Below are 26,987 nucleotides of genomic sequence, written 5' to 3' on the forward strand. Positions count from 1 at the left end.
GCGGATTCGGCTCAAGACGCGGCCCGTGACCGTAGCGGCTTCCGTTGACCGTTGACCGTTGACCGTCGGCCGACCGTCGATTCCGGCGATTGCGCCTGTGCCGGTCACGCCCGCTGCCGGGGCAGGCCGGCCTGGAGCCGACTCGCCGGGCTCAACCGGCAGGTCGTCGATGATCGACCACTACTGGCCCGGCGGGACAGGCCCGAGACGGACGACCCGACGCGGAGCCCTTTGGAGCTGCCCCGTCCACGCTACCGGTGAGAGGGACGGTTGACGGAGGCCCCACCACGACGGGACCGCCGTCAGGAGGCCCCACCACGACGGGACGGCCGGCGGAGACCCCACCACGGCGGAACGGCCGTCCCTGCGCCAGCCCCGTCCCGGGCCGGATGCCGGTCTGCGGTCTACTCGGCCCGCAGGCCGCATCGGACCGCCACGGCGGCCCTGGGCGCACAAACGGGGCAGCTCCATAGGCACTACGCGGCCAGCAGCCCGTGAAGAGCCAGCACCACACGAACCGCCCCGAGTAGCCGCCAACGGTCGCCCCAGACCGGGCCGGCCGAGGACACGGCCGGCGGGCCCGGAACACAAGGACACGGCCGGCGGGCCCGGAACACGAGGACACGGCCGGCGGGCCCGGGACACGAGGACACGGCCCGCCGGCCGTCAGAGGGCTCCGCAGGTCAGCGGGCGGCCAAGGGCTGCCGCGCGGGGTCGACCGGGGCGGGCAGCTCGCCCACCCCGCCCAGGTACGCGTGGATCGCGGCAGCCGCCGCGCGCCCCTCGGCGATCGCCCAGACGATCAGCGAGGCACCCCGGTGCATGTCCCCGGCGACGAAGACGCCGTCGGCGTCGGTCTGCCAGTCCGGCCGGGCGTCGATCGCGCCCCGGGCGTTGCGGCTGACCCCGAACTGCTCCAGCAGTGGCTGCCGCTCGGTGCCCTCGAAGCCGATCGCCAGCAGCACCAGGTCCGCCGGGAGTTCCCGCTCCGAGCCGGGCAACGGGGTGACGATCCGACGGCCGTCGCGCTTCTCGACGCTCACCTCGGCGATCCGGACGGACTTCACCTGCCCGGTGCCGTCGTCGACGAACTCCTGCACGGCCGCGGCGAACACCCGGTCGCCGCCCTCCTCGTGCGCCGGGTAGTTGCGCAGCAGCCACGGCCAGGTCGGCCACGGGTCCCGGTCGGCGTCGCGGGAGTGCGGCGGCTCCGGGTACAGGTCGAGCTGGTGCACCCCGGCCGTGCCCTGGCGGTGGGCCACGCCGAGGCAGTCCGCGGCGGTGTCGCCGCCGCCGATGATCACCACGTGCTTGCCGGCCGCGTCGATCGGGGTGCCGTCGGGCAGCACGGCGAGCGCCGGCCTGCCCTCGCCGGCCGCAGCGACCACCCGGTTCGCCGCGACCAGGTGCGTCATCGCCTGGTGCACGCCGCGCAGTTCCCGCCCCGGGGTCTCGGGGGTGTCCCGGCCCTGGAGCGCGCCGCAGGCGAGCAGCACCGCGTCGTGCGCCTCGCGCAGCTGCTCGGCGGTCACGTCGACGCCGACGTTCACCCCGGTGCGGAACCGCACGCCCTCGGCCGCCAACTGGGCCAGCCGCCGGTCGATGTGCTGCTTCTCCAGCTTGAAGTCGGGGATGCCGTACCGGAGCAGGCCGCCGATCGCGTCGTCGCGCTCGTACACCGTCACGGCGTGGCCGGCGCGGGCCAGCTGCTGGGCGGCGGCCAGGCCGGCCGGGCCGGAGCCGACCACGGCGACCGAGCGGCCGGTCGGGGCCGCCACCGGGCGGGGTTCCAGCCCGCCCCGGGTCACCGCCGCGTCGGCGATCTCCACCTCGACCTGCTTGATGGTGACCGGGTCGCCGCCACCGATGCCGAGGACGCAGGCGGCCTCGCACGGGGCCGGACAGAGCCGGCCGGTGAACTCGGGGAAGTTGTTGGTGGCGTGCAGCGACTCCACCGCCGCATCCCAGCTACCGGTCCGTACCAGGTCGTTCCAGTCCGGGATGCGGTTGCCCAGCGGGCAGCCGTCGTGGCAGAACGGGATGCCGCAGTCCATGCACCGGGTGGCCTGCTCGCGGACGAGGTCCTCGCCGGCCGGCGGGTACACCTCCCGCCAGTCGCTGATCCGCACCGGCACCGGGCGGCGCGCGGGCAGCCGCCGGTGGTAACGCAGGAAACCGTTCGGGTCAGGCACGAGCCACCTCCTGGACGACTGCCCGCGGGGCGGGCGGCATGGACGCATCGGTTGGCGCCGACGGCGCCGCTGGGGCGGCTGTCGCCGCCAGCGCGCTCATCACCGCGTCGTCGACGTCACGGCCGGCGGCTTCGGCGGCTCGCATGATCTCCAACACCCGGCGGTAGTCCCGGGGCACCACGGCGCTGAACTCCTCCACCGCCTCCGGCCAGCGCTTCAGCAGCGCCTCGGCGACCGCCGAGCCGGTCTCGGCGAAGTGCCGGTGCACCAGCTCGTGCAGCCGGTCCCGCTCCTCGTCGCGCAGCGGCGACAGGTCGACCAGCTCCGTGTTGATCCGGCGCCGGTCGAGGTTCCAGACGAACGCGGTGCCGCCGGACATCCCGGCCGCGAAGTTGCGCCCGGTCTCGCCGAGCACCACCACCGTACCGCCGGTCATGTACTCGCAGCCGTGGTCGCCGACGCCCTCGACGACCGCCACCGCACCGGAGTTGCGCACCGCGAACCGCTCGCCGACCCGGCCGCGCAGGAAGACCTCGCCTGCGGTGGCCCCGTACAGGATGGTGTTGCCGGCGATGATCTGGTCCTCGGCGCGCTCGCCCGGCATGGCCTCGCCCTCGACGAACGGCGCGGCGGCGTCCGGGCGGACGACGATCCGGCCGCCGGACAGGCCCTTGGCGACGTAGTCGTTGGCGTCGCCGTGCAGGCGCAGGGTGACGCCGCTGGGCAGGAACGCGCCGAACGACTGCCCGGCGGTGCCGCGCAGCAGGAACTCGATGGTGTCGGCGGGCAGGCCGGCCCCGCCGAAGCGGCGGGTGACCTCGCCGCCGAGCATCGCGCCGACGCTGCGGTGCTCGTTGCGCACCGCCACCTCGACCCGCACCGGCGTGCCGTCGGTGAGCGCCGGCCCGGCGAGGGCGATCAGCTCGTTGTCCAGCGCCAGCTCCAGCCCGTGGTCCTGGGCCCGCACGCCACGCCGGGCGGCGCCGGCCGGCAGCTCCGGCAGGTGCAGTACGCGGCCGAGGTCGAGGCCCTGGGCCTTCCAGTGGTCGATGGCGCCGACGACGTCGAGCAGCTCGACGCGGCCGATGGCCTCCTCGATGGTGCGGAAACCCAGCTCGGCAAGGTACCCCCGGACCTCCTCGGCGAGGAAGAGGAAGAAGTTCTCCACGAACTCCGGCTTGCCGGTGAACCGCTCGCGCAGCACCGGATTCTGGGTGGCGATGCCGACGGGGCAGGTGTCCAGGTGGCAGACCCGCATCATCACGCAACCCTCGACGATCAGCGGGGCGGTGGCGAAGCCGAACTCCTCGGCGCCGAGCAGCGCCGCGACCAGCACATCCCGGCCGGTCTTGAGCTGACCGTCGACCTGCACGGTGACCCGGTCGCGGAGTTTGTTGAGCAGCAGGGTCTGCTGCGCCTCGGCCAGCCCCAGCTCCCACGGGGTGCCGGCGTGCTTGAGCGAGTTCAGCGGGGACGCGCCGGTGCCGCCGTCGTGGCCGGAGATCAGGATGACGTCGGCCTTGAGCTTCGCCACGCCGGCCGCGACCGTGCCGACGCCGACCTCGCTGACCAGCTTGACGTGCACCCGGGCTGCCGGGTTGACGCACTTGAGGTCGTGGACGAGCTGGGCCAGGTCCTCGATCGAGTAGATGTCGTGGTGCGGCGGCGGGGAGATCAGGCCGACGCCCGGGGTGGCGTGCCGGGTCCGGGCGATCCACGGCCAGACCTTGTTGCCGGGGAGCTGTCCACCCTCGCCGGGCTTCGCGCCCTGGGCCATCTTGATCTGGAGATCGTCGGCGTTGACCAGGTATTCGCTGGTCACACCGAACCGGCCGCTGGCGATCTGCTTCACCGCGGAGCGGCGCTGCGGGTCGTGCAGGCGCTCGGCGTCCTCGCCGCCCTCGCCGGTGTTGGACTTGCCGCCGAGGCGGTTCATCGCGATGGCGAGGGTCTCGTGCGCCTCGGCCGAGATCGACCCGTACGACATGGCGCCGGTGGCGAACCGCTTGACGATCTCGGTGGCCGGCTCGACCTCGTCCAGCGGCACCGGCGGCTGGACCCCGGTGCGCAGGGTGAACAGGCCGCGCAGCGAGCCGGCCTTCGCGGCCAGCTCGTCGACCTTCGCCGTGTACTGGCGGAACACGTCGTACTGGCGGCTGCGGGTGGCGTGCTGGAGCAGGAAGACCGTCTCCGGGTTGAACAGGTGCAGCTCGCCCTCGCGGCGCCACTGGTACTCGCCGCCGACCTCCAGCCGGTCGGACGCCACGGCGCCCGGCGCCGGCCAGGCCAGCGAGTGCCGGGCGGCCACCTCGGCGTGGATGCCGTCCAGCCCGATGCCGCCGATGGTGCTCGGGGTGCCCCGGAAGTACCGCTGGACGAGGCGGGTGTCCAGGCCGACGGCCTCGAACACCTGCGCCCCGCAGTACGACGAGACGGTGGAGATGCCCATCTTCGACATGATCTTCAGGACGCCCTTGCCGAGCCCCTTGACGTAGTTGCGCACCGCCTTGACCGGCTCCACGCCGGCCAGGGCACCGGTGGCGATCATGTCCTCCACCGACTCGAACGCCAGGTAGGGGTTGACGGCCGCGGCGCCGTACCCGATCAGCACGGCCGCGTGGTGCACCTCGCGGCAGTCGCCGGACTCGACGATCAGCGCCACCTGGGTACGGGTCTGCTCGCGCACCAGGTGCTGATGCACGGCGGCGGTGAGCAGCAGCGACGGGATCGGGGCGAGGTCGGCGTTGGAGTCCCGGTCGGAGAGCACCAGGATGCGCACGCCGTCCTCGATCGCCTCGGAGACGTGCCGGCAGATCTCGGTGAGCCGGGCCTTGATCCCGGCCCCGCCGTCGCGGACCCGGTACAGCCCGGAGACCCGCACGGCCTTGAAGCCGGGCAGGTCGCCGTCCTCGTCGATGGAGAGGATCTTGGCCAGCTCGTCGTTGTCGATCACCGGGTACGGCACCACGATCTGCCGGCAGCTCGCCGGGCCCGGGTCGAGCAGGTTGCCCTCCGCGCCGATGGTGTGCTGGAGGCTGGTCACCAGCTCCTCCCGGATGGCGTCCAGCGGCGGGTTCGTGACCTGGGCGAAGAGCTGGTGGAAGTAGTCGTAGAGCAGCCGGGGCCGGGTCGAGAGCGGGGCGATCGGCGTGTCGGTGCCCATCGAGCCGAGCGGCTCGGCGCCGGTGCGGGCCATCGGCCCGAGGAGGATCTTCAGTTCCTCCTCGGAGTACCCGAACGTCTGCTGCCGGCGGCGCACCGAGTCGTGGGTGTAGACGGTGTGCTCGCGCGGCGGCAGGTCGGCCAGGTCGATCAGCCCGGCGTGCAGCCAATCCTGGTACGGCCGCGCGGCGGCCAGCTCCGTCTTGATCTCGTCGTCGGAGACGATCCGGCCGGCGACCGTGTCGACCAGGAACATCTTGCCCGGCTGGAGTCGCCCCTTGGCGACCACGGTGGCCGGGTCGAGGTCGAGCACGCCCGCCTCGCTGCCGAGCACCACCAGCCCGTCGGCGGTGCGCCACCAGCGGCCCGGGCGCAGGCCGTTGCGGTCCAGCACCGCCCCGACAACCTCACCGTCGGTGAACGCGACCGACGCCGGCCCGTCCCACGGCTCCATCAGGCTGGCGTGGAACCGGTAGAAGGCGCGCTTGTCGGCGCGCATGTCCGGGTCGTTCTCCCACGCCTCGGGAATCATCATCAGCACCGCGTGCGGCAGGCTGCGCCCGGCCAGGTGCAGCAGCTCCAGGACCTCGTCGAAGTTCGCCGAGTCGGAGGCGGCGGGGGTGCAGACCGGGAAGACCCGGCGGATGTTGCCGGGCAGGTTGGGGCTGCGCAGCAGCGCCTCGCGGGCCTGCATCCAGTTCCGGTTGCCGCGGATCGTGTTGATCTCGCCGTTGTGGGCGATGAGCCGGTACGGGTGGGCCAGCGGCCAGGACGGGAACGTGTTGGTGGAGAACCGGGAGTGCACCAGCGCGATGGCGCTGTCGACCCGCTCGTCGGTCAGGTCGGGGAAGAACTCGGGAAGCTGGTCGGGGGTGAGCATCCCCTTGAAAACCATGGTCCGCCCGGACAGCGACGGGAAGTACGCGGGCACGCCCCGCTCGACGGTCTCCCGCTCGGACTGCTTGCGCACGCAGAACGCCACCCGGTCCAGGTCGAGGCCGGACAGCGGGGAGCCGGCCGGGCCGGCCGGGGTGTCGGTGAGCCGGCGCGCGGCGAGGAAGACCTGCCGGACCCGGGGCAGCGCCGCGAGCGCGGTCTCACCGAGGCCGCTCGGGTCGGTCGGCACGTCCCGCCAGCCCAGGATCTCCGCGCCCTCGACCAGGGCGTACTTCTCCAGCACCCGGCGGGCGCGGGCCTCGCCGGCGTCGTCGGTCGGCAGGAAGACCAGGCCGGTGGCGTACTCGCCGGCGGGCGGCAGCGGGAAGTCGACCACCGCGCGCAGGTACGCGTCCGGCACCTGGATCATGATGCCGGCGCCGTCGCCGGTGTTGTGCTCCGCGCCTCGGGCGCCCCGATGATCCAACCGGAGCAGGGCGCCGAGACCGTTGGCCACGACCGCGTGGGAGCGCCGGCCGTAGAGGTCCGCCACGAAGGCCACCCCGCACGCGTCGTGCTCGTGCGCGGGGTCGTAGAGCCCGGTCGCGCGCGGGGCCGACTGCTGGCTGGGAGGGTACGGAAAGGCCACCGGGCCTCCTGTCGTCACTCAGGTTGGATCATGGTCGGGACGACGTCGGCCCTTATGGGTCTATTGAGTCTACGTTAGGGGTTGCGACGCAAGGCCAGTTCAGATTGATCACACTTCCAGATGCTGGGAACGGTAGTCTCGCGCGGTGGATCACGTACGCGCTGAGACGACTGCGACGTTCGACCGGCTGGAGCACTTCTACGACGGGGTGCCCCGGGACTCCGCCCGGGCGGAGGAATTCGGCCCCCTGGTGCTGTTCGTCCGCGAAGGGGCGGGCTGGCCGTTCTACGCCCGGCCCCGCCTGGACGCCACCGAGCCGCCCTCGCTGGCCGACGTGACCGCCGTACGGGAGCGGCAGCGTGAGCTGGGCCTGCCGGAGGCGTTCGAGTGGGTGCACGAGCGCAGCCCGGACCTGCTGGCGGTGGCCCGCTCGGCGGGGCTGGCCGTGCTGGAGGCCCCGCTGATGGTGCTCGACCCGGCCGCGCTGGCCGTCCCCGAGGAGTTCACCGACGTACCGGTGTGGCTGCTGGACCCCGACACGCCCGGCTTCGCCGCCGACGTGGCCGCCCGCCGGGCGGTCGCCGCGGTCGGGTTCTCCGCCGCCGGCACCGCCCGGGGCGAGGCCGGCCCGGCGCACCGGGACGCCGCGGTCACCGAGCTGGACATGGCGGCGCTGGAGGAGGAGCGGGCCCACGTCGCCGACGGCCGCCGGCTGTCCGCGCTCGCCGGGACGCCCGCCGAGGGTCCGCTGGCCAGCGGGATGGCGATGCGGGTCGGGGAGGTGGCCGAGATCGCCGGGGTCGCCACCCTGCCGGCGGCCCGCCGCCGGGGCCTCGGCGCGGCGGTCACCGCCGCCCTCGCCCAGGCGTTGCGCGCCGCCGGCACCGACCTGGTGTTCCTCTCCGCCGGCAGCGAGGAGATCGCCCGGGTCTACGTCCGGGTCGGCTTCCGCCGGGTCGGCACCGCCTGCATCGCGGAGCCCGCCGCCCTCATCTGAGCACACCGCGTCGCCCGGTTCCCCGGTGCCCGCAGCCTGACCGGAACGGGCCGGCCCGCCCGGTCAGGCGGGCCGGACGGTCAGGCGGGCCGGCGGGCCCGGTCAGGTGAGCCGGTCAGGACGGGGGGCGCCACTGGGCGGCGACGGAGGCCGCGGTGGAGAGCAGGCGGGGGCTGATGGTGCCCAGGGCGGCGTCCCGGGCCCGCAGGGCGAGCCGGCCACGGGCCTGGAGCACCGCCGACATCCGTCGGGTCTGCCGGACCACGGTCGCCGCCCGGGGCCGGCGCAGCCGGTCGTACGTGGCCACCGCGTCCGGGAGGCGGGCCTCGCGCAGCAGCGAGGCGAGCGTGGCGGCGTCCTCGAAGGCCAGGCAGGCGCCCTGCCCCAGGTGCGGGGGCATGGCGTGGGCGGCGTCGCCCAGCAGCACCACCCCGCCCGGCCCGGCCGGGAAGCCGTAGGCGCGGGGCAGCGGGCGCAGCTCGCGGATCTCCTGCTGGACCACGTCGGCCGGGTCGGTGGCGTCGAGCAGCTCGCCGATCGGGGCGGGCCAGCCGGCGTACCAGCGGCGGAGCAGCGCGAGCTGGGTCTCCGGGGACTCCGGCCGGGGCGCTCCGGCCGCGGTGGCCACCCAGTAGATGCCGCCCCGGCTCGACCCGCCGGACGAGCCGCGTTCGCCCAGCGAGGCGGCCACGAACCGGTACCCGGCGCCCAGGGTCTCCCCGCCGACCGGCTGGTCCGCCGGGAGCCGGGGCGCCCGGTACCAGGGAATGACCGCCCGCCACGCGGCGCAGCCGGAGCTGACCACCCCGGCCTCGGGGGCCAACTGCCGGCGGATCTCGCTGTCGGTGCCGTCCGCCCCGATCACCAGGTCGGCCTCGAAGCGCTGCCGGCCGTCGCCGACCGACGGCCGTTCACCGGGCTCGGCCCGGACCGTGCGCACCGTCACGCCGGTGCGCAGCTCCACCCGCTCGCCGAGGCCGGCGATCAGCGCGTCGTGCAGGTCCTCCTGGTGCACCACCACCGGCATCCGGTCGGCCGGGGTGGGGCGGGGCTGCACCAGCCAGTGCCCGTCCGGCCGGCGTATCCCGCCGTCGGGCAGCGGGGTGGCGATCGCGTCCAGGCCCGCGCCGAGGCCGAGGGCGCGCAGCGCGCGTACCCCGTTGGGCCAGAGCACGACGGCCGTCGGGTCCGGGCGGACCCGGTCGGCGCGCTCCAGGAGGGTGACCTGCCACCCGGACCTGGCGAGCGCGCCGGCGACCGCGAGGCCGCCGATCCCAGCCCCGACCACCACCGCGGTACGCATGCCGCCCCTCCCCCGCTCAGCTCTCCCGGTCGGTGGCGCGCGGGCCGGTCGTGCCGGCCCGCTCGTCGCCCGCCGGCACATCGCCCGCCGGCACTTCGCCCGCCGGCACTTCGCCCGCCTCGCGGTCGTCCGGCGCGTCGTCCCCGGTCGCCCCAGGGCCCGGAGTGTCGTCGTCCACGGCCGGGGCGGGCCCGCCGGGGCCCGGCATGTCGTCGTCGACGACGGCCGCGTCGGGGGCCACGCCCGTGTCCCGGTACGCGCGGAACTGCTCCTCGCTGACCACCCGGTACCCCTCCGGGGCGGTCGCCTGCGCGCCGGCCCCCCGCTGGGACAGGTCGACCTGGGAGACGTCGCCGCCGGTGGCGGCCGGGGCGGAGGCGGGCCCGCCGATCGGGACCAGGTATTCCCGGGGACCACGGACCCGCAGGAAGTAGATCAGCGCGCCGACGAAGACCAGGGCGGCCGTGAAGACGTTGAGCCGGACGCCCAGGATGTGGGTGGCCTCGTCGGTACGCATCAGCTCGATCCAGAACCGGCCGGCGGTGTAGCCCATCACGTAGAGCGCGAACGCCCGCCCCTTGCCGAGGCGCAGCTTCCGGTCGAGGAAGAGGACCAGGGCGGCGACGCCGACGTTCCACAGCGCCTCGTAGAGGAACGTCGGGTGGTACAGCCCGGGCAGCAGCACCGGCTCGCCGTCGATGGTCTTCGCGTGGCCGGGGTTGCTCGGGTCCATGTCGTGCACCCGCAGCCCCCAGGGCAGGGTCGTCAGGCCGCCGTAGAGCTCGTTGTTGAACCAGTTGCCGAGCCGACCGACGGCCTGGGCCAGCGGCAACCCCGGGGCGAGCGCGTCGGCCACCACGGTGAACGGGATGCCGAGCTGACGGGCGGCGAACCAGGCGCCGAGCGCCCCGCCGGCCACCGCGCCCCAGATGCCCAGGCCGCCCTCCCAGATGGCGAACGCCTTGAGCGGCTCGCCGCCGGCGCCGAAGTATTTCTCCGGGGAGGTGATCACGTGGTAGATCCGGGCGCCGATGATGCCGGTGGGCACCGCCCAGACGGCGATGTCGAGGACCGCACCGGGGGCGACGCCGCGCTGGCGCAGCCGGCGCTCGGTGACCACGCAGGCCACCACGATGCCGGCGATGATGCAGAGCGCGTACGCCCGCAGCGGCAGCGGGCCGAGCTGCCAGACGGCCGTGCTGGGGCTCGGCAGGGCCGCCTGGGGAATCGTCGAGGCGAGGGTCACGGGTGCACACGCTACCGCTGTGCACCGCCGCAGCGGCACCCCGGTCGGGTGACCGGGGCGTCAGCGACGCGGGTTTCGCACCCCGTCGGCGAGTTCGGCGCTCAGGGCGCGCAGGGCGGCCAGGCCGGCGGCCGGGTCGGGCGCGTCGAGCAGGCAACGGACCAGCGCGCTGCCGACGATCACCCCGTCGGCGTAACCGGCGACCGTGCCGGCCTGCGCACCGGTGCCGACGCCGAGCCCCACGCCGACCGGCAGTTCGGTGACCTCACGCAGCCGGGAGACCAGGACGGGGGCCGCGTCGGAGGTCTGCGCCCGGGCGCCGGTGACGCCCATGATCGCGGTGGCGTAGACGAAGCCGCGGCAGTGCTCCACGGTCATCTTGAGCCGCGCGTCGGTGGACGACGGGGAGACCAGGAAGGTGCGGTCCAGCCCGTGCGCGTCCGAGGCGGCCAGCCACTCGTCGGCCTCGTCGGGGATCAGGTCGGGGGTGATCAGGCCGGTGCCGCCGGCCGCGGCCATGTCCCGGGCGAACGCGTCGACGCCGTACTGCTCGATCGGGTTCCAGTAGGTCATGGTGACCACCGGGGCGCCGGTGGCCGCGACCGCCTCGACGATGCGCAGCGCGTCGGCGACCCGGACGCCGCCGGCCAGGGCGATGTCGCTGGCCTTCTGGATCACCGGGCCGTCCATCACCGGGTCGGAGTACGGGATCTCCACCTCGATGACGTCCACCCCGGCGTCGACCATCGCGGTCATCGCGGCGATGCTGCCCTCGACCGTCGGGAACCCGGCCGGCATGCAGCCCACCAGCACGGCCCGCCCGTCGGCCCGGGCCTTGTCGAACGCCACCCCGATCCGGCTCACGCTCTCACTGCTCCTTGTCGAGGATGCCGAAGTACTCGCCAGCGGTGTGCACGTCCTTGTCGCCCCGGCCGGAGAGGTTGACCACGATGAGCGGCTCCCGGCCCAGCTCGGCGGCGAGCCCCGGGGCGATCTTCAACGCGCCGGCGAGCGCGTGCGCGCTCTCGATCGCCGGGATGATCCCCTCGGTGCGGCAGAGCAGCTCGAACGCGGCCATCGCCTCGCGGTCGGTCACCGGCGTGTACGTCGCCCGGCCGCTGTCGTGCAGCCACGCGTGCTCCGGGCCGACGCCCGGGTAGTCCAGGCCGGCCGAGATCGAGTGCGACTCGATGGTCTGCCCGTCGGAGTCCTGGAGCACGTACGTGCGGGTGCCGTGCAGCACCCCCGAGGAGCCGCCGGTGATGCTGGCCGCGTGCCGCCCGGTCTCCATGCCCTCGCCGCCGGCCTCGAAGCCGTACAGCCGCACGCCGGGGTCGCCGACGAAGGCGTGGAAGATGCCCAGCGCGTTGGAGCCGCCGCCGACGCAGGCCGCGACCGCGTCCGGCAGCGCGCCGGTCAGGTCGAGACACTGCTGGCGGGCCTCCTCGCCGATGCCCCGGACGAAGTCCCGGACCATCTCGGGGAACGGGTGCGGGCCGGCGGCGGTGCCGATCAGGTAGTGGGTGTCGTCGACGTTGGCGACCCAGTCCCGCATCGCCTCGTTCATCGCGTCCTTGAGGGTGCGCGAGCCGGCGGTGACCGGGACGACGGTGGCGCCGAGCATCCGCATCCGGGCCACGTTGAGCGCCTGCCGCCGCGTGTCGACCTCGCCCATGTAGACCACGCAGTCGAGGTCGAACAGGGCGGCGGCGGTCGCGGTGGCCACGCCGTGCTGGCCGGCGCCGGTCTCGGCGATCACCCGCCGCTTGCCCATCCGCTTGGTCAGCAGCGCCTGGCCGAGCACGTTGCGCACCTTGTGCGCCCCGGTGTGGTTGAGGTCCTCCCGCTTGAGCAGCACCCGCGCGCCGATCTTCGCGGAGAACCGCTCGGCCGGGTAGAGCAGCGAGGGGGTGCCGGCGTAGCCGCGCAGCAGCCCGTCGAACTCGGCGAGGAACGACTCGTCGCCCATCGCCTTGCGGTACGCCGCGTCCAGCTCGTCGAGCGCCGCGACGAGCGCCTCCGGGACGAACCGGCCGCCGAACCGGCCGAAGTGACCGGCGGCGTCGGGGAGCTGGCCGGTCGGGGCCGGGGCGTTGGCGCTCATCGCGGTGTCCTCTCGCTGCTGCTTGTCGCCCCGACGCGGGTCAGCGCGCCGGGCGGGGCGTGGCCGGGTGGTTGCCGGCGTTGACCAGTCCGGCCACCGCGTCGCGGGGGCTGGACTGGGTGACCAGGCCCTCGCCGACCAGCACGGCGTCGGCGCCGGCCGAGGCGTACCGGATCAGGTCGTGCGGGCCGCGCACGCCGGACTCGGCGATCTTGACGACGCTGCTGGGCAGGCCGGGGGCGATCCGCTCGAACACCGAGCGATCGACCTCCAGCGTACGCAGGTCACGGGCGTTGACCCCGATCACCTGGGCGCCGGCCTCCATGGCCCGGTCGGCCTCCTCCTCGGTGTGCACCTCGACCAGCGCGGTCATCCCGAGGGACTCGATCCGCTCCAGCAACCCGACCAGGGCGTTCTGCTCCAGCGCGGCGACGATCAGCAGGACCAGGTCGGCGCCGTGCGCGCGGGCCTCGTGCACCTGGTAGCTGGAGACCACGAAGTCCTTACGCAGCACGGGGACCTTCACCGCGGCCCGGACGGCGGCCAGGTCGTCCAGCGACCCGCCGAACCAGCGCCCCTCGGTGAGCACACTGATCGCCCGGGCGCCACCGGCCGCGTACTCCGCGGCCAGCTCGGCCGGGTTGGCGATCTCGGCCAGCTGCCCCCTGGACGGCGACGAGCGCTTCACCTCGGCGATCACGGCCACGCCGGGCCGACGCAGGGCCGCGTACGCGTCCAGCGGCGGGGGCGCGGCGGCGGCCAGCTCGCGGATCCGCTCCAGCGGAATCTGCTCCTGCCGCCGGGCGACGTCCTCGCGGACACCGGCCAGGATCTCGTCGAGCACGCTTCCGGACGCCGCCTGACCGGCCCCGTCCCCCTCCGCGTGCGCATGGTCAGCAGTCACCAACGGACTCCCCTCTCCGGGTGTCATGGGCCGATGCTAGGTGGCGCCACCTGGGACCGGATGCCGGGGGTATGGCGCTCCTCACGAAATGGGCTGCGGCATAATGCCCGACTTCCGGTGAACACCGCATCACGCAGCGCCACCGCGCCCGTCGATCGCGGTGACCCCGCAGCCGGCGCGTGCGCCGGTCGGCCCATCGACGGACACCCATTCCCATTCGACCATTGTCGGCCCGCGCCCACCCCCCGCGCATCTCGGTGGGTGCTGTGACGAAGGTCAAGGCGGAACGGCCCTGTCCAGGTCGCCGGCTCCGGGGGAGAGTTGACGTGCCGGTGACCGGGGCGAAACGTGAGCCGGGCATCGTCCTTCTCGGGCAGACTCGATTACGCGCCTGCTCGGGGCGTCGGGTGGCGCGGCGACGCGCAGCCCGGAACCGTCGGAACGATCTTCGTGCGGGGTGACCATGAGCAACACCGAGCCCAACCCGGCCATCGGGCTGACCACCATCTCCCGTACCGTCGCGTCGCTCGCCGCCGGGGTGGTGCACACCCTGGAGCGCGCCGTGGTGGGGGACGGCCGGATCCGTACCGCGCGCGGCAACGCCTGGGAGGCGGTCTGCGCCGACCGGGCCCGCGCCGACCAGCGCGCCGAGCTGGACCGGCTGGTGGCCGAGCTGGTCGCCACCCGGGCCGCCGCCCGCGAGCGCCAACAGGTCGGCTGACCGCCCGTCAGCCGGCCGTCGGGTCCTCGCCGCGATCCAGCGCGTCCCACGCCTCGGTGGTGCGCCGCCCGGTCACCGGCCCGGCCGCCGCCGGCCCCGGCTCGGTGGCGGCCCGCCGGGCCGGCCGCTCGTAGCGGGCCCCCATCGCCGGCCAGCCCGCGCCGCGCAGTGCGGTGAGCGCCCCGCCCGCACCGACGAGCAGCCCGCCGACCAGGCACAGCGCCGGCCACTGCCGGCTGACCTCACCGTCGAACGCGGCGACCAGGCCGTACCCGCCGCCGGCCGCCACGACCGCGCCGAGCGCCAGCAGCAGCGCGCCGATCAGCCGGCGCAACGACCCCCGGGTGGCCAGCACCGCGCCGCCGCCGGCCAGCCCGACCACGGCCAGCGCCGACAGCCAGGGCAGCAGCCCCGCCCCGGTGCGCGCCTCGCGCACCGGCGGCAGCGGCGTGGGCCGGACGGTCAGCTCGACCGACCAGGTCCGGGTCGACGCCCACAGCGCCAGGCCCGCCCCGGCCAGGCAGAGCAGCACCGCGTACGTCATCTCGCGCCGCCGCCGCGCGGCCGGGACGCCCGCCCCGCCGGCCCCCGCCGCAGTCTCCGGGCCGTTCGCCGGGCCGTTCGCCGGGCCGGTCACCGGGCCGGCCGGAGGGTCTCGGCGGCGGCGATGGCGGCCAGCACGGCGGCGGCCTTGTTCCGGGTCTCCTGGTCCTCGGCGGCCGGGTCGGAGTCGGCCACCACCCCGGCGCCTGCCTGCACGTACGCCCGGCCGTCGCGGATCAGCGCGGTGCGGATGGCGATCGCCATGTCCAGGTCCCCGCCGAAGTCGAAGTACCCGACGGTGCCGCCGTACAGGCCGCGCCGGACCGGCTCCAGCTCCTCGATGATCTCCATGGCCCGGACCTTCGGCGCACCGGACAGGGTGCCGGCGGGGAAGGTCGCCGCGAGCGCGTCGAAGGCCGTCCGGTCCTCCCGCAGGGTGCCGACCACGGTCGAGACGATGTGCATGACGTGGCTGTACCGCTCGATGGTGGCGAACTCGGACACCTCGACGGTGCCCGGCCGGCAGACCCGGCCCAGGTCGTTGCGGCCCAGGTCGACCAGCATCACGTGCTCGGAGCGTTCCTTCGGGTCGGCGAGCAGCTCGGCGGCGAGCCGGGCGTCCTCCTCCGGATCGTCGCCGCGCGGGCGGGTGCCGGCGATCGGGTGCAGCAGCGCCCGGCGCTGCCCGTCCGGGCCGGCGCTCACCTTCAGGTGCGCCTCCGGCGACGAGCCGACGACGTCGAAGCCGTCGAAGCGCAGCAGGTACATGTAGGGGCTGGGGTTGGTGGTGCGCAGCACCCGGTACACGTCCAGCGGGTCGGCGTGGGTCTGCCGCTCGAAGCGCTGGGCGAGCACGATCTGGAAGCACTCGCCGGCCCGGATCGCCTCCTTGGCCGCGTCGACGGCCTTCGGGTAGCCGCCCTCCTCGGTGCGGCTGACCACCTCGCCGACCGCCGGCCTGTCGACCGTGGAGATCATCGGCGGGATGGGCCGGGACAGCGCGGTGGTCATCGCGTCCAGCCGCCCCACCGCGTGGTGGTACGCGGCGGAGACCAGGGCGTCGCGGTCCGGCTCGTCCGGCGGCGGGAGCACCGCGTTGGCGATCAGGATCGCCGAGCCGTCGTAGTGGTCGAGGACAACCATGTCGGTGGCGAGCATCATGCCCAGCTCGGGCACGCCGAGGTCGTCCTCGGTCAGCTCGGGCAGCCGCTCGAAGCGGCGGATCAGGTCGTACCCCAGGTAGCCGACCATGCCGCCGGTGAGCGGCGGCATGCCGCTGGCCGGGTCCCAGGCCGGGCCGGCCAGGGCGTCGACCGTCTCGCGCAGCACCCGGACCGGGTCGCCCCCGGTGGGCAGCCCGGCGGGCGGCTGGCCGGTCCAGTACGCGGCCCCGTCCCGCTCGGTGAGCGTCGCGCCGCTGCGCACCCCGATGAACGAGTACCGCGACCAGGCCGACCCGGCCGGGCCGGCGCCCTGCTCGGCGGACTCCAGCAGGAACGTGCCCGGCCCGCCGGCCAGCTTCCGGTACACCCCGACCGGGGTCTCCGCGTCGGCGAGCAGCCGGCGGGTGACCGGGACGACCCGCCAGCGGGCCGCCAGGTCGGCGAAGGTGACCCGGTCCGGGCTGACGGAGCCGTCGGTCATGAGGGGTCTCCCGGGGTGGAGGTGACCGGAAGCTCCGTGAAGAAGCAGGTCCGCTCGCCGGTGTGGCAGGCCGCGCCCACCTGCTCGACGCTTACCAGCAGCGCGTCGCCGTCACAGTCGAGGGCGACCGAGCGGACGTGCTGGTGGTGGCCGGAGGTGGCGCCCTTGACCCAGTACTCCTGCCGGCTGCGCGACCAGTAGGTGGCCCGGCCGGTGGTGAGGGTGCGGTGCAGCGCCTCGTCGTCCATCCAGGCGACCATCAGCACCTCGCCCGTGTCGTGCTGGCGGACCACGGCGGCCACGAGGCCGTCGGGGTTGCGGCGCAGCCGGGCGGCGACGGCCGGGTCGAGCCGGGACGGGCCGGTCGGCGCACCGGCCGCCGACGGGTTCGCAGGGGCGTTGGCGCCGGTCGACGGCGCGTCAGGTACGGGCACAGTGACCCATTGTCCCGCACGCGGCGCGGGCACCGGCGACGGCTCCCGCCGTGGCCGTGGTACGGCCGTCGCGACGCCGGTGAGCTGGGCGAGGTAGCGGTCCAGCCGCCCGTCGACGAGGGCGTCGGCCAGGTCCGCGCCGGCCACCGCGGCGATCTCGTCGGCGTACGGGCGGACCAGCGGGACGGTGCCGGTGACCAGCCGCCCGGCGGCGGCCCAGAGCTGCCCGGTGGAGCCGGGCCGCGCGCCGAGGCAGAGCAGCATGTCGTCGCGGTACCCGGGCGGGGCGACCGGCAGGTCGAGGGCGGCGGTGAACGCGGCCCGCCGGGACACCACCCGCACCGACGGGTTGGCCAGCCGGAGCACGGACGGGCAGAGCCGGGCCAGGTCGGCGGCGGCGAGCCGGACGCCGAGGTGGTCCTCCCGGGCCCGGGCCCCGGCGACCTTACCGAGAGTGGCGATCAGTTCCTCCAGCCGCGGCTCGTCGGCGGGCTGGCAGAGCACCGTCAGGTCGATCCGGTCGCGCCAGTGCTCGTCGGCCCACAGCAGCCGGGTGGGCGTGGTGACCGGCAACCCGAACGCCCAGTCGGCCGGCTCGGCCAGCCGGACCAGCCAGGAGCGGACGTCCCGGACCGCCACCGAGACGTGGGTCAGCCGACCGCCGGATTCGGCGAGATAGGCGCGGCGGGCGGCGTACGGGGCGTTGATCGGTGGGCCGGCCGACCGGGATGGCCGCCCGTCGGTGACGAGCACGTCGAGGTCGACGTCGCTGTGCGTCGTGGCGGCCCGCCGGGCGTGGCTGCCGCGCAGCAGGATGCCGACGACGGGCCGCTCGGCCGCCTGCCGCAGCCGCGCGGCCCAGTCGTCGAGGAACCCACCTTCAGGTGACGCAGCGTGACCCACCGCGCCATCGTGCCGTACGCCCGTTCGGGGCGCAATGCCCGATGCCGGACCGGCTGTCCGGGTCCGGAGGCTAGTGCCCGGTCCGGAGGCTAGTGCCCGGTCGTTCTCATTCCTGCCTCGGGGTACCTTTCGCCGGCCACGGCACCCTGCGGCACCGCCTCGCCCAGCCGGGTCAGTTGCTCGGCGCTGAGTCGCAGGTCGGCCGCGGCGGCGTTCTCCTCCAGGTAGCGAACCCGCTTGGTGCCGGGAATGGGCAGGACGTCATCGCCCTGGGCCAGCAACCAGGCCAGCGCGGCCTGGGCCGGGGTGCGGCCGACCTCGGCGGCCACCGCCCTGACCTCGTCGACGAGCTTCAGGTTGGCGTCGAGGTTACCCTCGGCGAACCGGGGTGCCCCGGCTCGCCAGTCGCCGGCGGCGAGCTGGTCGCGGTGGGTGATCGCCCCGGTGAGCAGGCCCCGACCCACCGGCGAGTACGCCACCAGCGCCACCCCCAGTTCCCGGCAGGTGGCCAGCATCTCGCCCTCGACGTCCCGGGTGAACAGCGAGTACTCCATCTGCACGGCGGCCACCGGGTGCACGGCGTACGCCGCCCGCAGGGTCGCCGGGCTCACCTCGGACAGCCCGAGCAACCGGACCTTGCCGGCCGCCACCAGCTCGGCCAGCGCCCCGACGGTCTCCTCGATCGGGGTGGCCGGGTCGCGCCGGTGCAGGTAGTACAGGTCGATGGTGTCCACCCCGAGCCGGGCCAGCGACGCGTCGCAGGCCTGGCGGGCCCAGGCGGCGCTGCTGTCGACGTACGCCCCGGGGGTGCCGGTGCCGCCGAAGGACCCGCCGCTGGTGCGGTTGCCGAACTTGGTGGCCAGGAAGACCTCGTCGCGGCGCTGCCGGACCACGGGGGCGAGCAGCCGCTCGTTGGCGCCCTGGCCGTACATGTCGGCGGTGTCGAGGTGGTTGACCCCGAGGTCCAGGGCCCGGTGCAGGGTCCGGGTCGACTCGGCGTCGTCGGCGCCGCCGTACGCGAAGCTCATCCCCATGCAGCCGAGGCCGAGCGCCGAGACCTCCGGCCCGTGCGCCCCCATCCGTCGACGCCTCATCCGCAGCCCTCCGCCCGCTGATACATGTCGATTTTGCGGTTGAGCACCTTGAGGTCCTCCTCCAGTTCGCCGATCTGCCTGCGCACCCGGTCCCGGTGCGCCTCGAACAGCGCCCGACGGGCGGCCAGCGTCCGGTCGCCCTGCCGGGCCAGTTCCGCGTAGCGGCGCATGTCCCGCACCGGCATCCCGGTGCGCCTCAGCCGGGTGAGCAGGCGCAGCCACTCCACGTCGGCGGCGGTGTACCGACGGCGGCCCGCCGAGTCCCGGCCGACGGGGGCGACGAGGCCCTCCTGCTCGTACCAGCGCAGCGTGTAGGTGGTGAGGCCGACCATCTCGGCCGCCCCGCCGACGGAGAGGCTGGTCTCCGGCGGGCCGATCTCGTGCGTGCTGACGTCCACGCGACCCAGGCTGCCAGTTGGAGCGCACTCGAAGTCAACCCCGTTGTGCACGGGGAGAAATTCATCTAGCGTTGATTTCATTGGGTGATGAAATCCGGAGGTGACGATGGACCACGCGATTGCGGTCCGCGACCTGGTCGTGGAGCGGGGCCGGCGGCGGGTGCTGCACGGCGTGAGCTGCGCGGTGCCGCGCGGCTCGGTGACCGGGCTGCTCGGGCCGAGCGGCAGCGGCAAGACCACCCTGATGCGGGCCGTCGTCGGCGTGCAGACCGTCCGCTCCGGCTCGGTGACCGTGCTCGCCCACCCGGCCGGCTCGGCACCGCTGCGCAGCCGGGTCGGCTACCTGACCCAGGCGCCCAGCGTGTACGCCGACCTCACCGTCCGGGAGAACGCCCGCTACTTCGCCGTCCTGCAGGGCCGGGGCCGGGCCGAGGCGGACCGGGCGGTGGCCGACGTCGGGCTGGCGGAGGCGGCCGGCCAGCTCGTCGGCACCCTCTCCGGCGGCCAGCGCAGCCGGGCGTCGCTGGCCTGCGCCCTGGTCGGCGAGCCGGAGCTGATCGTCCTCGACGAGCCGACCGTCGGGCAGGACCCGGTGCTGCGCGCCGACCTGTGGGCCCGGTTCCACGCCCTCGCCGCGACCGGGACGACCCTGCTGGTGTCCAGCCACGTGATGGACGAGGCGGCCCGCTGCGACCGGCTGCTGCTGATCCGCGAGGGCCGGCTGATCGCCGACGACACCCCGGACGCGGTCCGCGCCGCCGCCGGGGTCGACGACCTCGACGAGGCGTTCCTGCGCCTGATCCGGGCCGGCGGCACGACCGGGGTCACGGCCGAGGCCACGGCCGACGACACGGGCCGCTCGACCGGCCCGGACGGGGGCGTGTCGTGAGCCCGCGCATCCTGGCCGCCACCACCGGGCGCATCCTGCGCCAGCTCCGGCACGACCGGCGCACCGTCGCCCTGCTCGTGGTGGTGCCGGCGCTGCTGCTCACCCTCGTCTACTTCATGTACGCCGACCAGCCCACCCCACCCGGGCGGCCGAGCATGTTCGACCGGGTGGCGCTGGTGCTGCTCGGCGTCTTCCCGTTCGTGATCATGTTCCTGGTGACCAGCATCGCGATGCTGCGCGAGCGCACCTCCGGCACCCTGGAGCGGCTGCTCACCACCCCGCTCGGCCGGCTCGACCTGCTGTTCGGCTACGGCATCGCGTTCGGCGTCGCCGCCGCCGGGCAGGCCGCGATCGCCGCGGCCCTGGCGTACGGGGTGTTCGGGCTGACCACCGCCGGCAGCAGCGCCCTGGTGATCGGGATCGCGGTGGTCAACGCGGTGCTCGGGGTGGCCCTCGGGCTGTTCTGCAGCGCGTTCGCCCGCACCGAGTTCCAGGCCGTACAGTTCATGCCGGTCGTGGTGATCCCCCAGTTGCTGCTCTGCGGGCTCTTCGTCGCCCGCGACGAGATGGCCGGCTGGCTCCAGGCGATCAGCTACGCCCTTCCGCTGTCGTACGCGGTCGAGGCGTTGCAGGAGGTCGGCGCGCACGCCGACCCGACCGGCACGATGTGGCGGGACCTCGGGGTGGTGGCCGGCGCGGTGGTGCTGGCGCTGGTGCTCGCCGCGGCCACCCTGCGCCGGCGCAGCGGCTGAGCCGCCGGCACGACGACGGACGAGCGAAGGGCGGCGATGGCGCGGCGGACCGGTCGACGACCCGGCAACCCCGACACCCGGGAGGCGATCCTCGACGCGGCCCGCACGGCGTTCGCGGAGCGGGGCTTCGACGCGACCTCGATCCGGTCGATCGCCGGGACGGCGGGGGTGGACCCGGCGCTGGTGCACCACTACTTCGGCGGCAAGGACCGGCTCTTCCTGGCCGCGATGGACGCCCCGCTCGACCCCGGCGAGCTGCTCCCCCGGATGCTCGGCGGGGAGGCCGACGGCGTCGGCGAGCGGCTCGTCCGCACGTTCCTGGAGGTCTGGGACTCCCCTGCGGGCGCCGGCGCCGTGGCCCTGCTCCGATCCGGGGTGAGCAACGAGTGGACCGCCCGGCTGCTGCGCGAGTTCCTGGTCACCCAGGTGCTGCGCCGAGTCCTGGACCACCTCGACGTCGACCCGGCCGAACGGCCGCTGCGGGGGTCGCTGGTCGCCGCCCAGATGATCGGGCTGGCCATGATGCGGCACGTGATCCGGTTGGAGCCGGTCGCCTCCGCACCGGCGGAGACCCTGGTCGCCGCGATCGCCCCCACGGTCCAGCGGTACCTGCGCGGCGACCTCTCGTAGGGCCCCGGTCAACGCCTCCGGCGGAGCCGGCGGGCGGGGACGCCTGCGGCGAGCGCAGTCCGGGCAGAGCGGGCCGGCAAGGCGGGCCGGTCAGAGCGGGCCGGGCAGGCGGGGTGACTCGGCGTGCCGGCAGTACACGGGGTGCAGGAGTCGGGTCAGTTCGCCGTGGTCGGCCACCGGGCTCGGGAAGGCCAGCCGGGCCCGCCGCCGCGCGCCGCCGGAACCGAAGGAGACCACGAGGCCGTACCGGTCGACCCGCACCACCCGGGGCGGGTCGGCCCGGGCCGCGTCGACCAGGCCGAGCTGCCGCCGGACGTACGCCGTCATCTCCCGGCCGTGGTGCACGGCGAACTCGGCCAGCAGCTCCGCCTCCACCGGGTGCAGCGGATCCGGCTCGGCCTCCGCGTACGCCAGCGGGTCGATCCGGAGCAGCCCGTCGGGGCGCTCCAGGCGGGCCTCGGCCACCTCGAAGCGGTACAGCCGGAACCGGGTGCCGACGTCGAGCAGGTCGCCCGTCGGGTCCACCTCGGCGTAGTCCAGCGTGGCGTGGCGGGCGGCGTCGCCGTGCAGCGCTGCCGCCCAGCCGGAGACCCAGGCCCGGCCCAGCGACGGGGCGCCGGCCGCCGGCGGCAGGTCCAGCACGTCGAGCGCCACGGCGACGTCGTCGCCCGGCGGCAACGCCGCCGCGAGGTCGCTGTGCACCGGCACGAGCAGCAGCACCCGGCCCTCGGCGTCGGTGACGTGCCGGACGTGGAACGGGCCGGGCCGCTGGGCGAGGTAGGCCAGGCCCGGCAGCCGGCCGGCGGCCAGGGTCCGGACGATCTCGGCGGGACTGGGCCGCAGGGCGGTGCTGGGGCGCATGACCCACCTCCGAAGGTTAGGCTTACCTAAGTGGCACCGTAGACCACCCGCGCCCCCCACGTCCACCGCCCTGCCGATTCCGGCGGTCCGCCCGGTCAGCGGGTCTGCTCCAGCCAGGAGGCGTAGAGCAGCCCGTAGACCGAGTCCGGCTCGCGGACCAGCTCGTCGTGCGGGCCGCGCTGCACGATCCGGCCCCGATCCACCACGATCACCTCGTCCGCGGCCTGCGCCGTGGAGAGCCGGTGCGCGATCGCGAGGGTGGTCCGGCCCCGGGTCACCGCGTCCAGGGCGCGCTGCAGGCGGACCTCGGTGGCCGGGTCGACCGCGCTGGTCGCCTCGTCCAGCACCAGCAGGTCCGGGTCGGCGACGTACGCCCGCGCCAGCGCCACGAGCTGCCGCTCACCCACGCTCAACGCCTCGCCGCGCTCGCCGACCGGGGTGTCCAGCCCGGCGGGCAGCCCGTCCAGCCAGTCCGCCAGCCCCAGCTCGGTGAAGGCCGCCGTCAGCTCGCCGTCGGTCAGCTCCGGACGGGCGAACCGGACGTTCTCCCCGACGGTGGCGTCGAAGAGGAAGCCGTCCTGCGGGACCATCACCACCCGCGTGCGCAACGAGGCGAACCGGACCTGTGACAGCGGCACCCCGGACAGCAGCACCTCCCCGCCGGTCGGGTCCATCAGGCGGGTGAGCAGCTTGGCGAAGGTGGTCTTGCCGCTGCCCGTCTCGCCCACCACGGCCACCCGGCTCTTGGCCGGGATCTCCAGGCTGACGTCGTGCAGCACCGGCGGGCCACCCGGGTAGGCGAAACCCACCCCGGCGAAGCGGATGTCCAGCGGGCCGGACGGCAGCTCCCGCCCCCGCTCGGCCGGATCGGCCACGTCCGGAACGGCGTCCAGCACGTCGAGCACCCGCCGCCAGCCGGCGATCGCGTTCTGCGCCTCGTTGAGCACCTCGGTGGCGATCTGCACCGGCTGGATGAACAACGTCACCAGGAACAGGAACGCGGTGAGCTGGCCGACCGACAGGGTGCCGTCCACCCCGAGGGTGACCCCGAGGACGACGACGCCGGCCAGCGCCAGCCCGGCCGCCAGCTCTCCCACCGAGCTGCCCAGGATGCTGATCCGGATCGCCCGCTGCTGGGCCTGCCGCTGCCCCTCGATCGCCACGTCCAGCCGGCGGGCCGTCCGCCCCGCGATCCCGTACGCCCGGATGACCGGCGCCCCCACCACGCTCTCGGCGATCGTCCCGAGCAGCGTCCCCATCCGCTGCCGGACCACCCCGTACGCCCCGGCGAGGCGGCGCTGGAGCAGCCGGATCACCAGCACCGCCGGCGCGAACGCGGCGAGCACCACCAGGGTGAGCTGCCACGAGTACGCCAGCATCACCACCGTGGTCACCGCGAGCTGACCGAGGTTGACGATCAGGATCACCCCGCCCCACTGGAGGAACTGGGTGATCTGGTCGACGTCGCTGGTCACCCGGGAGACCAGGGAGCCGCGCCGCTCGGACTGCTGGTGCAGCATCGACAGGTCGTGCACGTGCCGGAACGCCCGGGTGCGCACGTTGGCCAGGGCGGTCTCGCTGACCGTGAACAGCCGCCGCATCATCAGGTACCCGCAGGTGGTGGTCACCACCAGCACGGCGACGGCGACGGCGACCACCGTCCACACCACGTCCAGGTCGAGCCCACCGACGATGCCCTTGTCGATGCCCTGCTGCACGGCCACCGGCACGGCCACCCGGCCGACCATGTAGATCAACGCCAGGGCGAGCGTGCCGGCCAGGCCGGCGCGCAGCTCCGGGGAGAGGGCCAGCCCCCGCCGCAGGGTCTGCCAGGTGCTCTCGGCCGGCTCCGTCGCCTGCCGCTCCGCCTCCTCCACGCTCACCGGTCCCACCCTCCGTTCACGACTGCGGGGCTCGCAGGCTCACTCCTCGCGCTCACCGGTCCACCTCGATCTCCAGGCCCGAGGCCAACGGCGTGGCCTCGTCGGGCGTGCGCTGCTGCTTGGGGTCGGTCTCGGCCTGCTCGTAGGCGGTGACCAGGTCGGCATAGCCGGCAACGGTGGCGAGCAGCTCGGTGTGGGTGCCCCGGGCGAGCACCCGGCCGTGCTCCAGGTAGATCACCTCGTCGGCGAGCGCGATGGTGGCCCGCCGGTACGCCACCACCAGGATCGAGGCGGCCGGCCCCCCGGCGGTCGGGGCGCGCAGCCCGGCCAGGATGGCCGCCTCCACCCGGGGGTCCACCGCGCTGGTGGCATCGTCGAGGACCAGCAGCCGGGGTCGCCCGGCCAGCGCCCGGGCCAGGGTGAGCCGCTGCCGCTGCCCGCCGGAGAGCGAGGTGCCCCGCTCGCCGACCATCGTGTCCAGCCCGTCGGGCAGCGCGGCGACGAAGCCGTCCGCCTCGGCCAGCCGCAGCGCCACCCAGACGTCCTCGTCGGCGATGCCGGGCCGGTCCAGGGTGACGTTGGCCCGGACCGTGTCGTCGAAGACGAACGGCACCTGGGCCACCAGCGCGGCGGCGCCCGCCAGCGACCCGGCGGTGAGCCGGCGGACGTCCACCCCGTCGAGGCGGACCACGCCCGTGTGCGGGTCGACCAGCCGCACCGCCAGCGCGGCGATCGTCGACTTCCCGGAGCCGGTCGGCCCGACCAGGGCCACGGTCTTCCCGGCCGGCACGGTGAAGGAGACCTCGCCGAGCACCTCGACGCCGGGCAGGTGCGCCTCGGCCGGCTCGTACGCGAAGCCGACGTCGGCGAAGGTCAGGGTGGCCGGGGCGGGATCGGCCGGGTCGAGCGCGACGTCCCCGTACCGCATCTCGCCGGTGGCGTCGAGCACCCGGCGCACCCGGTCCCAGCCGGCGACGCTGCGCGGCAGCTCGGCCAGGACCCAGCCGATGGCCCGCACCGGGAACGCCAGGACGGTGAACAGGAAGGCCACGCTGACCAGCTCGGTGACCGTGATGGCGCCCTGCCGGAGCCGGAACGCGCCGACCACGAGCACGGCGAGGGTGCCGAGACTGGGCAGGGTCTCCAGCATCGGGTCGAACACGCCGCGCAGCCGGCCGACGGCGATCAGCGCGTCGCGCAGCTCGCCGGCCCGGGCGGAGAACCGGGCGGTCTCCTGGGCCTCGCGGCCCATCGTCTTGACCACCAGGGCGCCGTCGAAGCTCTCGTGGGCGATGCCGCTGACCTCGGCGCGCAGCCGCTGGGCGCGGGCCTGGCGGGGGGCCATCCAGCGGGAGTAGAGCACGTTGAGGGCGAACAGCGCCGGGAACACGGCCAGCCCGACCAGGGCCAGCGCCCAGTCGGTGGCGAAGAGCGAGGCGACCGCGCCGACGAGCATCACCAGCGTGCCCACCGCGAACGGCAGCGGGGCGATCGGGTACCAGGCCGCCTCGACGTCGGAGTTGGCGTTGGACAGCAGGGTGCCGGTGGCGTTGCGCTGGTGCCAGGACAGCGGCAGGTCCAGGTAGCGGCGGGTGACCCGGCGACGGTACGCGGCCTGGAGCCGGAACTGCATGTAGCCGGCGCCGAGCCGGCGGCCGAAGATGCCGACCACCCGCAGCACGCTGATGCCGAACAGGGCCCCGGCGGCGAGGGCGACGGCCGCCACGCCCACCGACCCGCGCTCGACCGCCGGCACCACCACGTCGCCGACCACCGCGCCGACAATGTACGCGCTGGCGATGACCAGCCCGCCGAACAGCACGCTGCCGGTCACCGCGACCGCGAAGATCCGGGGCTGTTCCCGGATCGCCCGGCCGAGCACGGACAGCCCTCTGCCGAGCACATCCCGACTTGTCCTGCTGGTCACGCTCTCCCCCGCCGTAAGCCGCAATTATCCCCCCTCATCCTTACCGGTCCGGTCCACCGCACCGTCCCGCATCGGTATGTCGGTGATCACGTCCCGACCGTCGACGCCGCCGCCGCGCCGACTTCGCCGGCCCGGCCTACGATCGAGCGATGACGCGGTACGCCCGGTCGGAGCGCGACGCGCTCGCCGACCTCATGCTGAGCCTGGGTCCGGACGCACCGACGATCAACGAGGGCTGGTCGGTCCGCGACCTCGCCGCCCACCTGGTCGTCCGGGAACGCCGGCCGGACGCCGCCGGCGGGATCATGCTGCCGCCGCTGCGCAGGTACGCCGAGGGGGTGCGGGCCCGGATCGCGGCCCGGCCGTTCGCCGAGCTGGTCGATCAGGTCCGCCGCCCGCCGGTGTGGAGCCCGGTGAGCAACCCGCTCACCGACGAGCTGGTCAACACCATGGAGTTCTTCATCCACCACGAGGACGTCCGCCGGGCCCGGCCCGGGTGGCAGCCGAGGGACCTGCCGGCCGGGCTGCACGCCGTGCTGTGGCGCCGGGCCACGCTGCTGGGCCGGCTGGCGCTGCGCCGCTTCCCGGCCGACCTGCTGGTGCAGGCGCCCGGGCACGGCGAGCAGTCGGCGGGGCGGGGCGGGCAGCGGGCCCGGCTCGTCGGCCCGCCGGGCGAGCTGGTGCTGTTCCTCAGCGGCCGGCAGCGGGTGGCCCGGGTGCAGGTGGACGGGCCCGCGGAGCTGGCCGAGCGGCTGAGGTCCGCCAAGCTGGGCATCTGATCTGCGTTCACACCCGGCGGCGCAGCCGGTGCCCTCTGGGAGTCATCAGGGCTAGCCGACGCGCGGTACAGGCAATACCCTTCGGTAACCGCAGAA

21 protein-coding genes and 1 pseudogene are annotated in these 26,987 nt (G+C 74.9%); 6 read left to right on the forward strand and 16 right to left on the reverse strand.

Annotated features, from left to right (window positions below; all coding sequences use genetic code 11):
• Nucleotides 1-683: 683 nt before the first annotated feature.
• Both GVV04_RS22595 and gltB read right to left on the reverse strand, forming a co-directional pair.
• Complete coding sequence (locus tag GVV04_RS22595) at nt 684-2,192, reverse strand: glutamate synthase subunit beta (RefSeq protein ID WP_161690121.1); 1,509 nt, start codon at nt 2,190-2,192, stop codon at nt 684-686.
• Complete coding sequence (gltB, locus tag GVV04_RS22600) at nt 2,185-6,879, reverse strand: glutamate synthase large subunit (protein WP_161690123.1); 4,695 nt, start codon at nt 6,877-6,879, stop codon at nt 2,185-2,187. Before gltB ends, GVV04_RS22595 begins: the two co-directional genes overlap by 8 nt.
• Nucleotides 6,880-7,024: 145 nt before the next feature.
• On the opposite strand from gltB, the gene GVV04_RS22605 reads away from it, so the two are divergent.
• Complete coding sequence (locus GVV04_RS22605) at nt 7,025-7,876, forward strand: GNAT family N-acetyltransferase (RefSeq protein ID WP_161690125.1); 852 nt, start codon at nt 7,025-7,027, stop codon at nt 7,874-7,876.
• A 115-nt stretch (nt 7,877-7,991) separates the two neighbouring features.
• On the opposite strand, the gene GVV04_RS22610 is transcribed toward GVV04_RS22605, so the two are convergent.
• From GVV04_RS22610 to trpC, 5 genes are read right to left on the reverse strand one after another with little or no spacing between them, the layout of a single operon-like run.
• Nucleotides 7,992-9,179, reverse strand: a complete 1,188-nt coding sequence (locus GVV04_RS22610; protein WP_161690127.1) for an FAD-dependent oxidoreductase — start codon at nt 9,177-9,179, stop codon at nt 7,992-7,994.
• 16 nt (nt 9,180-9,195) lie between these two features.
• Nucleotides 9,196-10,425, reverse strand: coding sequence for a prolipoprotein diacylglyceryl transferase (gene lgt, locus GVV04_RS22615; protein WP_161690129.1), 1,230 nt, complete (start codon nt 10,423-10,425; stop codon nt 9,196-9,198).
• A gap of 60 nt (nt 10,426-10,485) precedes the next feature.
• Entirely contained in the window at nt 10,486-11,289 is an 804-nt protein-coding gene (gene trpA, locus GVV04_RS22620) for a tryptophan synthase subunit alpha (protein WP_161690131.1), read from the reverse strand.
• Nucleotides 11,290-11,293: 4 nt separating this feature from the next.
• Entirely contained in the window at nt 11,294-12,529 is a 1,236-nt protein-coding gene (gene trpB, locus GVV04_RS22625; RefSeq protein ID WP_161690133.1) for a tryptophan synthase subunit beta, read from the reverse strand.
• Nucleotides 12,530-12,569: 40 nt separating this feature from the next.
• Entirely contained in the window at nt 12,570-13,373 is an 804-nt protein-coding gene (trpC, locus tag GVV04_RS22630; protein ID WP_328822538.1) for an indole-3-glycerol phosphate synthase TrpC, read from the reverse strand.
• Nucleotides 13,374-13,896: 523 nt separating this feature from the next.
• Here trpC and GVV04_RS22635 point away from each other — a divergent pair.
• Nucleotides 13,897-14,154, forward strand: a complete 258-nt coding sequence (locus GVV04_RS22635; RefSeq protein ID WP_161690137.1) for a hypothetical protein — start codon at nt 13,897-13,899, stop codon at nt 14,152-14,154.
• Nucleotides 14,155-14,161: 7 nt separating this feature from the next.
• Here GVV04_RS22635 and GVV04_RS22640 read toward each other — a convergent pair whose 3' ends face one another.
• The 6 genes and pseudogenes from GVV04_RS22640 to GVV04_RS22660 form a co-directional block, all read right to left on the reverse strand.
• Nucleotides 14,162-14,698 (reverse strand): Trp biosynthesis-associated membrane protein, encoded by a 537-nt coding sequence (locus GVV04_RS22640; RefSeq protein ID WP_161690573.1) that lies wholly within the window; start codon nt 14,696-14,698, stop codon nt 14,162-14,164.
• A gap of 89 nt (nt 14,699-14,787) precedes the next feature.
• Entirely contained in the window at nt 14,788-16,341 is a 1,554-nt protein-coding gene (locus GVV04_RS22645) for an anthranilate synthase component I (protein WP_161690139.1), read from the reverse strand.
• Nucleotides 16,338-16,775: a phosphoribosyl-AMP cyclohydrolase gene (gene hisI, locus GVV04_RS33340; RefSeq protein ID WP_328822539.1), complete on the reverse strand. Its 438-nt coding sequence runs from the start codon at nt 16,773-16,775 to the stop codon at nt 16,338-16,340. Before hisI ends, GVV04_RS22645 begins: the two co-directional genes overlap by 4 nt.
• A 180-nt stretch (nt 16,776-16,955) precedes the next feature.
• Nucleotides 16,956-17,678: pseudogene (locus GVV04_RS34475) on the reverse strand (phosphoribosyl-AMP cyclohydrolase); the annotation flags it as partial.
• Nucleotides 17,679-17,767: 89 nt separating this feature from the next.
• A complete protein-coding gene (locus tag GVV04_RS22655) occupies nt 17,768-18,772 on the reverse strand; it encodes an aldo/keto reductase (RefSeq protein ID WP_161690143.1) in 1,005 nt (334 codons plus the stop codon).
• Nucleotides 18,769-19,170: a MerR family transcriptional regulator gene (locus GVV04_RS22660; RefSeq protein ID WP_161690145.1), complete on the reverse strand. Its 402-nt coding sequence runs from the start codon at nt 19,168-19,170 to the stop codon at nt 18,769-18,771. The genes GVV04_RS22655 and GVV04_RS22660 overlap by 4 nt, the downstream gene beginning before the upstream one ends.
• Before the next feature lie 106 nt (nt 19,171-19,276).
• On the opposite strand from GVV04_RS22660, the gene GVV04_RS22665 reads away from it, so the two are divergent.
• The 3 genes from GVV04_RS22665 to GVV04_RS22675 are packed head-to-tail and all read left to right on the forward strand — an operon-like array spanning nt 19,277 to nt 21,441.
• Complete coding sequence (locus tag GVV04_RS22665; RefSeq protein WP_235966713.1) at nt 19,277-20,059, forward strand: ABC transporter ATP-binding protein; 783 nt, start codon at nt 19,277-19,279, stop codon at nt 20,057-20,059.
• Nucleotides 20,056-20,811, forward strand: a complete 756-nt coding sequence (locus tag GVV04_RS22670) for an ABC transporter permease (RefSeq protein ID WP_161690147.1) — start codon at nt 20,056-20,058, stop codon at nt 20,809-20,811. The genes GVV04_RS22665 and GVV04_RS22670 overlap by 4 nt, the downstream gene beginning before the upstream one ends.
• Nucleotides 20,812-20,847: 36 nt before the next feature.
• Nucleotides 20,848-21,441: a TetR/AcrR family transcriptional regulator gene (locus tag GVV04_RS22675; RefSeq protein WP_161690149.1), complete on the forward strand. Its 594-nt coding sequence runs from the start codon at nt 20,848-20,850 to the stop codon at nt 21,439-21,441.
• 90 nt (nt 21,442-21,531) lie between these two features.
• Here the strand turns inward: GVV04_RS22675 and GVV04_RS22680 are convergent, their stop codons facing one another.
• From GVV04_RS22680 to GVV04_RS22690, 3 genes are all read right to left on the reverse strand, one after another.
• Entirely contained in the window at nt 21,532-22,284 is a 753-nt protein-coding gene (locus GVV04_RS22680) for a DUF2470 domain-containing protein (protein ID WP_161690575.1), read from the reverse strand.
• Between the two features lie 113 nt (nt 22,285-22,397).
• The gene (locus GVV04_RS22685) at nt 22,398-24,179 is read right to left on the reverse strand and encodes an ABC transporter ATP-binding protein (protein WP_161690576.1); all 1,782 of its coding nucleotides are present in this window, start codon (nt 24,177-24,179) and stop codon (nt 22,398-22,400) included.
• Between the two features lie 58 nt (nt 24,180-24,237).
• On the reverse strand, nt 24,238-26,112 hold the full coding sequence (locus tag GVV04_RS22690) for an ABC transporter ATP-binding protein (RefSeq protein WP_328822520.1): 1,875 nt from the start codon (nt 26,110-26,112) through the stop codon (nt 24,238-24,240).
• 149 nt (nt 26,113-26,261) lie between these two features.
• Here GVV04_RS22690 and GVV04_RS22695 point away from each other — a divergent pair, with 149 nt between their 5' ends.
• Complete coding sequence (locus GVV04_RS22695; protein WP_161690151.1) at nt 26,262-26,891, forward strand: TIGR03085 family metal-binding protein; 630 nt, start codon at nt 26,262-26,264, stop codon at nt 26,889-26,891.
• Nucleotides 26,892-26,987 lie beyond the last annotated feature (96 nt).

Origin of the sequence: Micromonospora rubida (assembly GCF_009908295.1) — a bacterium.
In the GTDB taxonomy this organism is placed as follows: Bacteria; Actinomycetota; Actinomycetes; order Mycobacteriales; family Micromonosporaceae; genus Micromonospora; species Micromonospora rubida.

Coding starts and splice junctions, on each gene's coding strand:
- GVV04_RS22610 (WP_161690127.1), bottom strand. CDS start 9,179: ATGCGTACCGCGGTGGTGGTCGGGGCTGGGATCGGCGGCCTCGCGGTC.
- trpB (WP_161690133.1), bottom strand. CDS start 12,529: ATGAGCGCCAACGCCCCGGCCCCGACCGGCCAGCTCCCCGACGCCGCC.
- GVV04_RS22635 (WP_161690137.1), top strand. CDS start 13,897: ATGAGCAACACCGAGCCCAACCCGGCCATCGGGCTGACCACCATCTCC.
- GVV04_RS22640 (WP_161690573.1), bottom strand. CDS start 14,698: ATGACGTACGCGGTGCTGCTCTGCCTGGCCGGGGCGGGCCTGGCGCTG.
- GVV04_RS22645 (WP_161690139.1), bottom strand. CDS start 16,341: ATGACCGACGGCTCCGTCAGCCCGGACCGGGTCACCTTCGCCGACCTG.
- GVV04_RS22655 (WP_161690143.1), bottom strand. CDS start 18,772: ATGAGGCGTCGACGGATGGGGGCGCACGGGCCGGAGGTCTCGGCGCTC.
- GVV04_RS22665 (WP_235966713.1), top strand. CDS start 19,277: ATGGACCACGCGATTGCGGTCCGCGACCTGGTCGTGGAGCGGGGCCGG.
- GVV04_RS22675 (WP_161690149.1), top strand. CDS start 20,848: ATGGCGCGGCGGACCGGTCGACGACCCGGCAACCCCGACACCCGGGAG.
- GVV04_RS22695 (WP_161690151.1), top strand. CDS start 26,262: ATGACGCGGTACGCCCGGTCGGAGCGCGACGCGCTCGCCGACCTCATG.